11 protein-coding genes are annotated in these 12,891 nt (G+C 72.2%); 6 read left to right on the top strand and 5 right to left on the bottom strand.

Translation table 11 applies throughout. From position 1 onward, the window contains the following. The first annotated feature begins 28 nt into the window (after window positions 1-28). Window positions 29-1,771: a pyruvate dehydrogenase gene (locus tag KJK29_RS06425; protein ID WP_215117734.1), complete on the top strand. Its 1,743-nt coding sequence runs from the start codon at window positions 29-31 to the stop codon at window positions 1,769-1,771. Window positions 1,772-1,777: 6 nt separating this feature from the next. Here the strand turns inward: KJK29_RS06425 and KJK29_RS06420 are convergent, their stop codons facing one another. After that, a complete protein-coding gene (locus KJK29_RS06420; RefSeq protein ID WP_215117733.1) occupies window positions 1,778-3,067 on the bottom strand; it encodes a helix-turn-helix domain-containing protein in 1,290 nt (429 codons plus the stop codon). 231 nt (window positions 3,068-3,298) lie between these two features. Between KJK29_RS06420 and KJK29_RS06415 the strand changes: the two genes are divergently transcribed. Beyond that, window positions 3,299-3,922 (top strand): hypothetical protein, encoded by a 624-nt coding sequence (locus tag KJK29_RS06415; protein ID WP_215117732.1) that lies wholly within the window; start codon window positions 3,299-3,301, stop codon window positions 3,920-3,922. Between the two features lie 522 nt (window positions 3,923-4,444). Next, a complete protein-coding gene (locus KJK29_RS06410; RefSeq protein ID WP_251058077.1) occupies window positions 4,445-4,834 on the top strand; it encodes an ATP-binding protein in 390 nt (129 codons plus the stop codon). Between the two features lie 96 nt (window positions 4,835-4,930). Here KJK29_RS06410 and KJK29_RS06405 read toward each other — a convergent pair whose 3' ends face one another. Together KJK29_RS06405 and KJK29_RS06400 are read right to left on the bottom strand one after the other, a co-directional pair. Continuing rightward, window positions 4,931-5,971: a DUF2637 domain-containing protein gene (locus KJK29_RS06405; protein ID WP_215117730.1), complete on the bottom strand. Its 1,041-nt coding sequence runs from the start codon at window positions 5,969-5,971 to the stop codon at window positions 4,931-4,933. A 223-nt stretch (window positions 5,972-6,194) separates the two neighbouring features. Then, window positions 6,195-7,046, bottom strand: a complete 852-nt coding sequence (locus KJK29_RS06400) for a (2Fe-2S)-binding protein (protein ID WP_215117729.1) — start codon at window positions 7,044-7,046, stop codon at window positions 6,195-6,197. 111 nt (window positions 7,047-7,157) lie between these two features. Between KJK29_RS06400 and KJK29_RS06395 the strand changes: the two genes are divergently transcribed. After that, complete coding sequence (locus KJK29_RS06395; RefSeq protein WP_215117728.1) at window positions 7,158-8,000, top strand: GntR family transcriptional regulator; 843 nt, start codon at window positions 7,158-7,160, stop codon at window positions 7,998-8,000. 428 nt (window positions 8,001-8,428) lie between these two features. Here the strand turns inward: KJK29_RS06395 and KJK29_RS06390 are convergent, their stop codons facing one another. After that, window positions 8,429-9,193, bottom strand: a complete 765-nt coding sequence (locus KJK29_RS06390) for a hypothetical protein (RefSeq protein ID WP_251057725.1) — start codon at window positions 9,191-9,193, stop codon at window positions 8,429-8,431. 163 nt (window positions 9,194-9,356) lie between these two features. Further along, entirely contained in the window at window positions 9,357-11,042 is a 1,686-nt protein-coding gene (locus KJK29_RS06385) for a PucR family transcriptional regulator (RefSeq protein ID WP_215117726.1), read from the bottom strand. 377 nt (window positions 11,043-11,419) lie between these two features. Between KJK29_RS06385 and KJK29_RS06380 the strand changes: the two genes are divergently transcribed. Together KJK29_RS06380 and KJK29_RS06375 are read left to right on the top strand one after the other, a co-directional pair. Further along, a complete protein-coding gene (locus tag KJK29_RS06380) occupies window positions 11,420-12,310 on the top strand; it encodes an FAD binding domain-containing protein (protein ID WP_215117725.1) in 891 nt (296 codons plus the stop codon). After that, entirely contained in the window at window positions 12,310-12,891 is a 582-nt protein-coding gene (locus KJK29_RS06375; RefSeq protein WP_215117724.1) for a (2Fe-2S)-binding protein, read from the top strand. The genes KJK29_RS06380 and KJK29_RS06375 overlap by 1 nt, the downstream gene beginning before the upstream one ends.

Genomic DNA, 12,891 nt, shown 5'->3' with positions numbered 1-12,891 from the left:
CTGGAGACCGAAGGGGCACACGAGAGCCATGGCCAAACAGAACGTCGCGGAACAGTTCGTCGACATCCTGACGCGCGCCGGAGTCAAACGCCTCTACGGAGTCGTCGGCGACAGCCTGAACCCGGTCGTCGACGCCGTCCGGCGCAACTCCGCCATCGACTGGATCCACGTCCGGCACGAGGAGACCGCCGCCTTCGCCGCCGGCGCCGAGGCCCAGATCACCGGCACTCTCGCCGCCTGCGCCGGCTCCTGCGGCCCGGGCAACCTCCACCTCATCAACGGCCTGTACGACGCCCACCGCTCCATGGCGCCCGTCCTCGCCCTCGCCTCCCAGATCCCCTCCAGCGAGATCGGCCTCAACTTCTTCCAGGAGACCCACCCCGACCGGCTGTTCGCCGAGTGCAGCCACTACAGCGAGCTGATCTCCAGCCCGAAGCAGATGCCCCGGCTGCTCCAGACCGCCATCCAGAACGCCGTCGGCCGCAGCGGCGTCAGCGTGGTCTCCCTTCCCGGCGACATCGCCGACGAGCCCGCCCCGGACAAGCCCGCCGAGACCGCCCTCGTCACCTCCCGGCCCACGGTCCGCCCGGGAGACGAGGAACTCGACCGGCTGGTGAAGATGATCGACGAGGCCGGCAAGGTCACCCTCTTCTGCGGAGCCGGCACCGCGGGCGCGCACGCCGAGGTCATGGAGTTCGCCGGGAAGATCAAGTCCCCGGTGGGGCACGCCCTGCGCGGCAAGGAATGGATCCAGTACGACAACCCCTACGACGTCGGCATGAGCGGGCTCCTCGGCTACGGCGCCGCCTACGAGGCCACCCACGAGTGCGACCTGCTGATCCTGCTCGGCACCGACTTCCCCTACAACGCCTTCCTCCCCGACGACGTGAAGATCGCCCAGGTCGACGTACGCCCCGAACACCTCGGCCGCCGCTCGAAACTGGACCTCGCGGTGTGGGGCGACGTACGGGAGACACTGCGCTGTCTGATCCCCAGGGTGAAGGAGAAGAACAACCGCCGCTTCCTCGACCGGATGCTGAAGAAGCACGCGGACGCGCTGGAGGGGGTGGTCAAGGCGTACACCCGCAAGGTCGAGAAGCACACACCGATCCACCCCGAGTACGTCGCGTCCGTCCTCGACGAAGTCGCCTCCGACGACGCCGTGTTCACCGTCGACACCGGCATGTGCAACGTCTGGGCCGCCCGCTACATCTCACCCAACGGCCGCCGCCGCGTCATCGGGTCCTTCTCCCACGGCTCCATGGCCAACGCCCTGCCCATGGCGATCGGCGCGCAGTTCACCGACCGCAAGCGGCAGGTCGTGTCCATGTCCGGCGACGGCGGCTTCTCCATGCTGATGGGCGACTTCCTGACGCTCGTGCAGTACGACCTCCCGGTCAAGGTCGTCCTCTTCAACAACTCCTCCCTCGGCATGGTCGAGTTGGAGATGCTGGTCGCCGGCCTGCCGTCCTACGGCACCGCCAACAAGAACCCCGACTTCGCCGCCGTCGCCCGGGCCTGCGGCGCGTACGGCGTCCGGGTCGAGAAGCCCAAGGAACTCGCCGGCGCCCTCAAGCACGCCTTCAAGCACAAGGGCCCGGCGCTCGTCGACGTCGTCACCGACCCCAACGCGCTGTCCATCCCGCCCAAGATCAAGGCCGAGATGGTGACCGGCTTCGCCCTGTCCGCCTCCAAGATGGTGCTGGACGGCGGGGTCGGCCGGATGCTCCAGATGGCCCGCTCCAACCTGCGCAACGTGCCCCGGCCCTGAGGGCGGTCAGCTGTAGGGCCCCCACCGGCGGGCCGTCGTGTCGTACATGTACCGGGGCAGGCCCTTGATGCCGCTGGTGCGGAACGGGCGTCCGGCGTCGTCGATGCGGACCGTGCCCGCGCGGCCCTGGGAGGACCAGTCCAGCTCCAGGTACCAGCGGCAGTCGCACGTCACGGTCCGGGCGGTGACCAGCAGCACCTCGGGGTCCGTGGCCGAGACGCGGTACGGCATGCGCACCGCCGGGATCGGCACGCCGGTGTCGTTCCCGGCGACCGCGCGGGCGATGGGCCGGTCCTTGTCCAGGTTCACGTCGAAGGAGCGCGGGGTGACCGCGCCCCCGCAGCCCTGGTCCATGGCGTAGGCGTTGCCCGGGGCGGGTGCCGTTCGCCCCACCACGCGCACACGCAGCGCGTTCAGCACGACCGCCGTGTCGGTCCGCCCCTGCACCGACAACTCCACGATCGTCTCGCCGCCGTGCACCGCGCCCTGTGTCGCCGCCCAGGTCCCGGCGTCCTGCGGGGCCGGGGGCGGGGGCACCTGCTGGGGCGGTTTGGCGATGACGTAGTCGTGGCCGCAGCCCAGATTCCAGGCCTGGGAGTCGGCGGACCAGGTGAGCGGCACGGCGGAGTTCTTCCCGCTGGGCGGTGCCGGGGTGGTGGTACGGGCGGAGGGGGCGGGGGAGGGCTCCTTCTTGCTCTTCGGGGTGGCGGAAGGCCGCTTGGTGGTGGGGGAGTCGCTCGGAGTGGGCGAGGTGCCGCTGCGGTCCGGTGCCTTGGCTTCCGTCGTGCCGGACGTGGCGGGTCCGGCCGTACGGGCACCGTCGGCGGCGGGGCGCCGTCCGTCCGGCAGCGCGGACAGACTGCCGAGCGTCGCGAGCAGCGCGCAGGCGGCGGCCAGCCCGACCGCGACGCGCCTGTGGCGGTACCAGGGGCGGCGGGGGAGCGGGTCCGGGTCCGGGGCCGGATCTGGAGCCGGGGCGCCCGCTTCCTCCTCGGCAGGGGCCGCCTCCTCCACCGCAGTCGCCGTACGAGGCCGCTTGCGTGCCGCCACCGCCAGGAGCCAGCGGCGGTGGAGTTCCAGGCGTTCCTCGGCCGTCGCCCCGCAGAGCGCCGCGAAACGCTCCACGGGGGCGAAGTCGAGGGGGACCGCATCGCCCGCGCAATAGCGGTGCAGGGTCGAGGTGTTCATGGCCAGACGGCGGGCCAGCGAACCGTAACTGCGGTCCGTGCGCTCCTTCAGCGCTCTCAGCAGCGCCGCGAACTCCCCGACGTCGTCCAGGTCTTCCTGTGCCGACACGTTTCCCCGCCCCCGTAAGGTCCGACCCGGCCCGGGACGGCATCCCAGGCGTCCCTGTACCTGCACGTCAGACGGGCTGGGATGGTTCCACCCCGGCCGATCGGCCGCGGGCTGTTGCGCCCGCCGGCTGTGACCGCTGATGCTCTTGGTGCCGCACCGACCAGGCCCGGGCCGACCAGCCGGCCTCGCCGCGGCATCCATGTCCACGCACTCATCCTCGGGGGAACACCCATGTCCATGCGCATCCGAACGAGCGCTCTCACCGCACTCACCGTCGCCGCCCTCGCGGCGGGCACGGTCGCCACGGCACCGGCCGCCGGCGCCGCGCCGAAGGCCGCCGCGCCCAAGTTCCTCTCGGCGTCGGAGCTGCCGCCGCACCCGACGTCGTCCTGGACCGCCGGGCCGGTCACCGAAGGGTTCCCGGAGGGACTCGGCTTCTGCGTGAGCACGGAGGGCGTGCCCTCCTACGACTACCGGCACCGGGAGTTCCGGACCGACCTGGACACCGGCGCCGTGCAGTTGACCGTCGTGACCAGCACAGCCGCCCTGGCCAAGGCCCTGGCGAAGCACTACGACGACCTGATCCGCACCTGCGCCGACCGCATCGAGGAGGCCGACCCGGACGTCCAGGCCGAGGGCCGGGACTACGGCTCGCTGCCGGTCGAGGAGGGCGCCCGCGTCCGCGGACTGCACACCGAGACCTCCTGGGGGGCCTCGGACATCGCACTGCTGTCCGTCGGACAGGACGGCCGGACCGTCACCGTCGTGCAGTGGGGTCAGATGGGCGACTTCGGCGACGCCCCCGTGGCCGCCTTCAAGAAGACGACGACCACCGCCGTCAAGAAGCTGTACTGACCGGGCGACCACCGGAGAAGACAGGGCCGTCCTCCCGCCACGGGGGTGGGGAGGACGGCCCTGTTCCGGTCAGAGGCCCGGGAGGGACCGTCGTACTTCGGCCAACTTCACCGGACCGCCGCGCGCGGGGGCCGGCTGCCCCACTCCTTCGTCGCGTACGCACGGATCGGCAGCCGGCCCTCGGTACTTCGGCCGATCTCCTGCGGTCACGATCCGCACGAGGACCCGTACCGGCTACCCTCTTGTCCCCCTCCCCGTCACCGCCGTACCGCTCAGCGGCCCGCAGCCCCGCCCACAGGTCCCGTCCGATTGGCCGAACACCCGGTCGTTGACGACTCGACATGACTGCCGCGTGTCCGATCGGGCATGGATCCCCGTGAACGTGTTCGAGGCAGGAGGGGAACCGACATCGGCGCGCGGGCGGGGGTCATGGAGAGGCAGGCACGAGGAGGCGGTCCCATAACGATCGGGGCCTTCTCGGCGAAGACGGCGGACGACAAGACCGACGACGACACGGAGCGGATGCCCGTGCCTCAACTGAGGCGCAGACTCGGGCGGGCGGACCTGCGGGCCGTGCCGGAAGCCCGCAGGGCCCTGCGGGACATGCTCGGGCAATGGGGGAGGACCGGGCGATCGGACGTGGCGGAACTGCTCACCAGCGAACTCGTCACCAACGCGATCGTCCACACCGATCACGACGCGCTCCTGACGGCCACGGTCGGACCGCGTGGACTGCGGGTGGAGGTACGGGACTTCGTGGCCCGCAGACCCCGGCTGCGCGTACCGATCGCCGACGACGGTACGAACGGCAGGGGCCTGTTCCTCGTCCAGTCCCTCGCCGACGCCTGGGGCGTCAGGCCGCACGGAGTGGGCAAGGCCGTCTGGTTCGAGCTGGAGGCCGAGGCGGCGTGAACGGGAAGCGTGAACGGGAAGCGTGAACGGGAAGCGTGAACGGGAAGGGGGCGCGGCCCGCAGGCCACGCCCCCTTCCCGGCCCTGTTCGGTCCCCCTAGCCGAACTGCTGCTCCAGGTCCTTGAGCTTGCGCTCCAGGGAGTCCAGACGCGGCAGCGCCATGGTGTCGTCCTCGGCGGTGAGGTCGACGGTCACGGGGTCAGCTCCTTTGCGAGCGGGCTGCAGGGAGGGACGCGAGCGGACGGGCAGCGGCTCCGGCGCGGATATGGCAGGCTCCGCGGAGACCTGCGAGGAGCCGCGCTCCACCTGCACCTCCAGCTGCCGTCCGCCGCCGCGGCCGAAGTGCCCGCGGTGACCGCGGCTGATCGCCTTCAACTGGGCCCGCTCCACGCGCTGCTGGTCGCGGCGCCGCTGCCGCGCCTCGTCCTTCTTGCGCTTGTCGTCGCGCACTTCGTCGACCGCCTCGTCGAGGCTGCGCACACCCTCCAGGAGCATCAGCGACCAGGCGCTGTACGTCTCGCGGGGGGCCCGCAGCCAGCGCACGATACGGATCTGCGGCAGCGGGCGCGGCACCAGGCCCTGCTCCCGCAGGGCCGCGCGACGGGTCTGCTTCAGCGCGCGGTCGAAGAGCACCGCCGCCGACAGGGACATGCCCGCGAAGAAGTGGGGCGCCCCCGCGTGGCCGATGCCCCTGGGCGCGTGCACCCAGTTGAACCAGGCCGCGGCGAAGGCGAACGTCCAGACGAGTATCCGGGAGCCGAGGGCCGCGTCACCGTGGCTGGCCTCGCGCACCGCGAGCACGGAGCAGAACATCGCGGCGCCGTCCAGGCCGAACGGGACCAGGTACTGCCAGCCGCCGGAGAGGCCCAGGTTCTGCTCGCCGAAGCCGACCAGGCCGTGGAAGGAGAGTGCGGCGGCTACGGCCGCGCAGCAGAAGAGGAGGACGTAGGAGACGGTGCCGTAAAGGGCCTCCTTGCGTCTGCGGCGTTCTTCACTGCGCTCCCAGGAATCGTCCGCGCTCGTGTCCTTGACCGAGGAGCGCTTGCCGCGCGCGAGAACCGCTATCGCCGCCAGCATGCCCAGGAGAAGCACGGCGCCCGGAAGCAGCCAGTTCAGCGATATGTCGGTCAGTTTCATCTGGGTGGTCCCTTGCATTGGGATAGGGCGTAACGCCCGCCATAGTGGCCCAATCCCAACAGCCCTCAGGGGGTTTCGGGGCAAGAGGCCGCCAAGGAAGTGCAAGGGAATGTTCAGGGCGGCGTTCTGCTCGAACTGCCGCGTGAGGGGCGGGAGTTGAGTTCGAACAAGACTACCCGTACGGGTGGTTCCGCGGAAACTTCCTTGAGTTTCCGAGTGTGCCTCAACTGGCTGTGGCCAAGAGCTTGGTGACCCGGTCGGCGTCGCAGGTGCGCGGGCAGGTGGCGCAGGTGTCCTGCGGGCGCAGCGTGTAGAACATGCAGCAGCTCGCGCGGTCCCGGGTGCGCAGCGGCTCGCCGCCGGGGCCGGTCAGCTCCCGGAACGCCGCCGTGCCCACGTACGGCTTCGTCGCGCCCGGCAGGAGCAGCTCCAGCTCGCGCATCGCGCGCCGTTCCTCGATCTCGCCGAACAGCTGCGCGATGTACCAGAGTCCCTCGACGATCTCGTCGGTCGCCATGCCCCACAGGGCCCGGCCGCGACGCCGCATCCGCGGTCCGAAACCGGTCAGGACCGGCTCCAGGTGCTCGGCGACCGCCGACCGCACCTCGGCCCGCAGCGCCTCCTCGTCCGGGACGACCCGGGCGCCGGGCAGCGTGGCGGCCTCGTCGCCGGGCAGGCACGCGAAGCCGGCCGGGCGGACGGCCATCCGGCCGATGGGGTGGCCCTCGGCGGTGCGGTCGTACGAGACGTGGGTCACGGGGTAGCGCGGTACGCGGCGGTGCAGGAACCAGGGGACGGTGATCAGCAGGCAGGCGGGCCAGGCGTAGCGGTGCAGGCCGAAGCTGGCGACGACATCGGGGCGGGCCTCCTGGCCGTAGTCCCGGCGGACCTGGTCCTCGTCCCAGGACAGGAACGCGTCGAGGGCGGGGCCGGCGGCGGCGAGGTCGGTGGCCGCGGCCCAGGCGCCGCCGTACGGGGTTTCGTCCTCGGGGGTGAGTTCGGTGACGGCGAGCCCGGGGAGGACCTCGGCCAAGCGGGCGTATGCGCCGGAGACGGCCGAACGGGGCTCGGGCATGGGATCACCGATCTACTCAGAGGTAAGCCTAACCTAACTCAAGATCGCTGGGATTTGAACTGGCGCTCGGGGCGCTTATGGTGCTTGACGGACGAGTAACAACCCGCCGTAATGACCCCAAGTACCGATACGTCCGGAGGAGGACCCTTGAAGCAGGGGGAGCCCTGGTCGGCTGTGCAGGCCGGGCAGGCCCGTGTGCCGCGGCAGGCCGGGGCGGCTGGGGCAGCGGCTGCGGCCGACGGGGCTGGGGCCGATGGGGCTGGGGCCGATGGGGCGGTGCGTGGTGAGCACACGCACGGTGAGCCGGCCCTTCCGCGGCCCAGGCCTGTCATCCAGCGGTCCTCCGTGCGCGGGCAGATCGTGGACGCGCTGCGGGCCGCGCTGGTGGCGGGGGATCTGCGGCCCGGTGAGGTGTACTCGGCGCCGGTGCTGGGCGAGCGGTTCGGGGTGTCGGCGACGCCGGTGCGCGAGGCGATGCAGCAGCTGGCGATCGAGGGTGCCGTCGAGGTCGTGCCGAACCGTGGGTTCCGGGTGGTCGAGCGGGGAGCGCGGGAGCTGGCGGAACTGGCCGAGGTCCGGTCGCTGATCGAGGTGCCGGTGATGCTGCGGCTGGCCCGTGCCGTTCCCGCCGAGCGGTGGGCCGAACTGCGGCCTCTCGCCGAGGCGACGGTCCGCGCGGCGTCCTCCGGCTGCCGCGCGACCTACGCGGAGTCCGACCGGGTGTTCCACCGTGCGGTGCTGTCCCTCTCGGGGAACGGGCAGTTGGTCCAGATCGCCGAGGATCTGCACCGGCGGGCGCAGTGGCCGCTGGTGGGCGGCGGGCCGGGTGGCCGGGGGCGGGCCGAGCTGGTGGCGGACGCGCATGAGCACACCGCGTTGCTGGACGCGTTGATCGCCGGGGACTTGGATGTCGTGCGGGTCCTGGTGGGGGAGCACTTCACGGGCGCGGGCTGAGGGGGCGGGCGTCTCGCGCCCATCGCCGGGGGTGGGTCGGGGCCGCGCCGGGGGTGTCCGTCCTCGGAACGGCGCGATGGGGTCGGGGACCAATTGACTGTTCGTTGACGCGCCAACCGCTGCGGGCGGACACCCCCCGACACGTCCCCTTCCGTGATCCGGCGAGTGCGGGCGCGTCGCGGCTTCCGCCAACCGCCCCGGCAGGGGGTCTCGTCCCTCCGCCCAGCCCGGCGGCTTCGCCCCCCGGCCCGGCCGTTTCAGCCGTCCCCCCTCAGTAACGGGGGCCGCACCCGCCCAAGCTGCCGCAGGCCACCGCTGCGGGCATGCGTGCCGCTAGGGGCGGCACGGGTGGGCGCAGCGGCACCCCGTTTCGCCGGGTTGCGGACCGACCCGGCCTCAGCCTCGACGCCGGGTACCCCGGGACGCGTTCAAGCGGTCGCCGCCGGCGGCAACGGGGCCAACTGGCGGGACAGCCAGGTCGGTACGCCTCCGAGCAGGCGGAACAAGCGCCGGGCCTCCTCGCGTAGTCGGGACGCCTCCGGCTCCGTCTCCGTGTCGGCCAGGGACACCAGCGCGGGGGCCGTGCCGACGAGATAGCCCAGCTCCTCCCGGATCCGCAGTGACTCCGAGAAACCGTGCCGCGCCTCCGCCAACTCCCCGTCCCGCAGGGCGAGCCCGGCCAGATGGCGCCAGGTGAAGGACAGCAGCAGCGGATTCTCATGCGCCGTAGCCCCCGCGTGCGCCCGGCGGTACGCCGCCCGCGCCGCCTGCGGGGCACTCGTCAGGTTCTCCGCCAGCAGACCGCGACGGAAGTCCAGCAGGGCCCGCTGCGAAGCCCCCGGAGGGATCAGCGCGGCGGCCCGCCCCAGCGCGGCCCGCGCCTCGTCGGCCCGGTCCCGCACCGCGAGCAGCGTCGAGGCGTAGGCCAAGTAACCGCGTTCACAAGCGGCCGCGCCCCGCTCGTCGTCGCTGTGGGCCAGCGCCTCGGCCGTGCGCAGCGCGTCCTCGGCCTCCTCCCAGCCCCGCTCGGTGTACAGACACCGTTCCACCAGCAACGAAGCGCGTTGGAGCGCCGCCGCGGGTGTGTCCGGCAGCAGCAGGGCGGCCGCGTCGGCCCAGCACCCGCGTGAGCGCAGCCGCCATACCGCGGTCTGGAGGGGATCGTCACCAGGGGTCGTTCCGTTACCAGACATGGCGGTATGCGCCACGTTGCCCTCCCCGAGCACGCCATCGAGCTGTTGAGTGGTGGCGGCATCTCAGCACGAATCGCGGGGCCGGGCCAAGAGGGTGGGTGAAGGATTTCACAAAGTCGTGGGGCTCCGGGCGCCCCGTGTTCGGGACGGGACACCCCGTGTCTCAGCTCATGCGCAGGGCAAGGAAGAAATCCAGCTTGTCCTCGAGCCTCGACAGATCACGGCCCGTCAACTGCTCGATCCGTCCGACGCGGTAGCGCAGCGTGTTGACGTGGAGGTGGAGACGGCCGGCGCAGCGGGTCCAGGAGCCGTCGCAGTCGAGGAACGCCTCCAGGGTGGGGATCAGCTCCGCCCGGTGCCGGCGGTCGTAGTCGCGGAGGGGGTCCAGGAGGCGGGCCGTGAAGGCGCGGCGGACATCGTCCGGGACGAAGGGGAGCAGCAGGACGTGCGAGGCCAGTTCCTGGTGGCCCGCCGCGCAGACCCGGCCCGGGCGGGCCGCGGCCACCCGGCGGGCGTGGCGGGCCTCCTCCAGGGCGCCCCGCAGACCCTCCGCCGAGTGCACGGCCGCGCTGACGCCGAGGGTGAGGTGCCCGTCGCCGTCGAGACCCGCGGTGAGGGGGTCGCGTACGGATTCCAGGAGCGCGTCGGCGAGGACGCCGGTCTCGGAGCCGTCGTGCTCCGTCGAGACGGCGGGCAGGGGGACCAGGGCGATGGCCTCCTCGCCGGTGTGGGCCACGGCGATGCGGTCCGAGTGCTCCGGGCCCGCGGAGAGCGGGTCGACGAGGATCTCCTCCAGCAGGGCCTGGGCCACCGGGCCGCCCTCGATGCCGTCCCCGTCCCAGTCGACGCGGGCCACGACCACCTGCCAGTGCGGCGCCGCCCCGAGGCCGGGCAGCAGCACCGGCGCGGCCACGCGCAGACGGGCGGCGATCTCGCCGGGGGCCGCGCCCGTCTGGACCAGTTCCAGCACCTCCTGGGCGAGGCGGCGGCGGACCGTGCGGGCGGCGTCGCGGCGGTCCCGCTCGACCGCGATCAGCTGGGTGACGCCGTGCAGCAGGTCCAGGCGCTCCTCGGCCCAGTCCCCGGCGTCCGCCTCGACGGCCAGCAGCCAGTCGGAGAGCAGGGTCTCGCGGACGTCCCGGGTGTCGCGGGCGCTCTGCGGGGAGCGGCCCGTCGAGCGGATCGGGAACAGGGAGTAGGTGGTGCCGCCCAGGAGGACGCGGTGCGGTGCGCGGCGGCCCGTGCGGGTGGCGGTGAGGTGTTCCGCCACCAGGCGTCCGCAGGTCTCGGCGGGCAGGGCGGCGGGGCCCGCGGCCTTCGAGCCCGCGATCAGCCGGCCGGTGGGGGCGAGGACCCAGGCGCGCAGGTCCAGGTCCGAGCCGAGCAGGTCCAGGACGACGTCCGGGCCGCCGCCCGCCGGGCCCGAGGTCATCATCCGGCGGTGGCGGTCGACGACCGCCGCGAGGTCTCCGGCGCGCTCGCCTGAGACCTGCCGTACGACGTGTTCGGTGATCGTCGCGAACGCCACCGACTCGTGCACCGCGAAGAGGGGGAGCCGGTGCCGGGCGCAGGCCGTGACCAGGTCGGCCGGGACGTCTCCGAGCTCGGCCTCGCCCGCGGCGAGGGCCGTCACACCCTGCTGCACCAGGATCCGGACGAACGGCTCCGAGTCCTCGGCGTCATGGCGCCAGGCCAGGCCCGTGAGCACCAGTTCGCCGCCCGAGAGGTAGCGGCTGGGGTCGCGGAGGTCGGTGGTCATCACGCCGCGCACCGTGCGGTCCAGCTCTTCCTCGCCGCCGAGCAGCTTGAGGCCCAGCGCGTCGGTGTCCAGCAGTGCGCGCAGCCGCATTCTCGTCGCCGCCGTTCTTTGTCTCGAAATCAGTGGTGGATCTTGGGGGAGTGTTGAGGGAACGCCTGTTCGGTGGCCTGGTGGGCGATACCCAACGGCCTCGAACCGCGTTCCGGCTGTGTCCCAGGTCACGCGGCTGTGTCGCGCGTTTCCACAGGAGAACGAGGAGGTTTCTGATGGCCTCCGTTCATACGAATCTACAAGATGCCCGTCCTGGCCAGCCAACTCCTTCATGGTTTCCGTGACTGACCCCGTCGGAGTACCGCGCTGTGTACTGAGGCCACTACGCGTTAACAGCACATGAACGAGCCGGGACCGCCGCACACGGATTGGCTCAATCTGAACGCCCCACGAGAAGACGGAGAAGAGAGCCGGTCATGGACTTCCTTCGCCCCGCCAGCTGGGAGGAGGCGCTCGCCGCGAAAGCCGAGCACCCCACCGCTGTGCCGATTGCGGGTGGCACCGACGTGATGGTCGAGATCAACTTCGACCACCGCCGGCCCGAGTACCTCATGGACCTGAACCGCGTCGGCGACCTCTCCGAGTGGGAGGTCGGCGAGGGGAGCGTACGGCTGGGCGCCTCCGTGCCGTACACGCGGATCATGGAGAACCTGCGCGCCGAACTGCCGGGCCTCGCCCTCGCCTCGCACACCGTCGCCTCCCCGCAGATCCGCAACCGCGGCGGCGTCGGCGGCAACCTCGGCACCGCCTCCCCGGCCGGCGACGCCCACCCCGCCCTGCTCGCCGCGGGCGCCGAGGTGGAGGTCGAGTCGGTGCGCGGGGCGCGCCGGATCCCGATCGACGAGTTCTACAAGGGCGTGAAGCGCAACGCGCTGGCGGCCGATGAACTGATCCGGGCCGTGCATGTGAAGAAGGCCGACGGGCCGCAGCAGTTCTCCAAGGTGGGGACCAGGAACGCGATGGTCATCGCCGTGTGCGCGTTCGGGCTGGCGCTGCATCCCGAGACGCGGACCGTGCGGACGGGCATCGGCTCGGCCGCCCCTACACCCATTCGGGCCAAGGCCGCCGAGGAGTTTCTGAACGCCGCTCTGGAGGAGGGCGGCTTCTGGGACAGCGGGAAGATCGTCACCCCGTCGGTCGCCAAGCAGTTCGCGGACCTGTGCTCCGCCGCCTGCAACCCGATCGACGACGTGCGGGGCACCGCGAGCTACCGCCGCCACGCCGTCGGCGTCATGGCCCGCCGCACCCTGACCTGGACCTGGGAGTCCTACCGCGGCGCCCGCCGCCTTACGGAGGGAGCCGCGTAATGCGCGTCAACTTCACGGTCAACGGCCGTCCGCAGGAAGCCGACGACGTCTGGGAGGGCGAGTCCCTGCTCTACGTGCTGCGGGAGCGCATGGGCCTTCCCGGGTCCAAGAACGCCTGCGAACAGGGCGAGTGCGGCTCCTGCACGGTCCGGCTCGACGGGGTGCCGGTGTGCTCGTGCCTGGTGGCCGCCGGGCAGGCGGAGGGCCGCGAGGTCGTCACCGTCGAGGGGCTCGCCGACTTCGCGAAGCAGCGGGCGGAGAGCGGCTGCGCGACGGGGGCCTGCGGTACGTCGTTGCAGGACGCCCAGGGGTGGCAGGCCAAGGGCGCCGACTCGCAAACCGGCGAGGGCACCGAACTCTCCCCGATCCAGCAGGCGTTCATCGACGCCGGCGCCGTCCAGTGCGGCTTCTGCACACCCGGACTGCTGGTCGCCGCCGACGAGATGCTGGAGCGCAACCCCAACCCGTCCGACGCGGACATCCGCGAGGCGCTGTCGGGCAACCTGTGCCGCTGCACCGGCTACGAGAAGATCATGGACGCGGTCCGCCTGGCGGCCGCCCGGCAGGGAGAGGCGGTCTGA

The organism is Streptomyces koelreuteriae (assembly GCF_018604545.1).
In the GTDB taxonomy this organism is placed as follows: Bacteria; Actinomycetota; Actinomycetes; order Streptomycetales; family Streptomycetaceae; genus Streptomyces; species Streptomyces koelreuteriae.
Note: the sequence above shows the minus strand (reverse complement) of the source record. Positions and strands in the feature narration are given on the sequence as shown.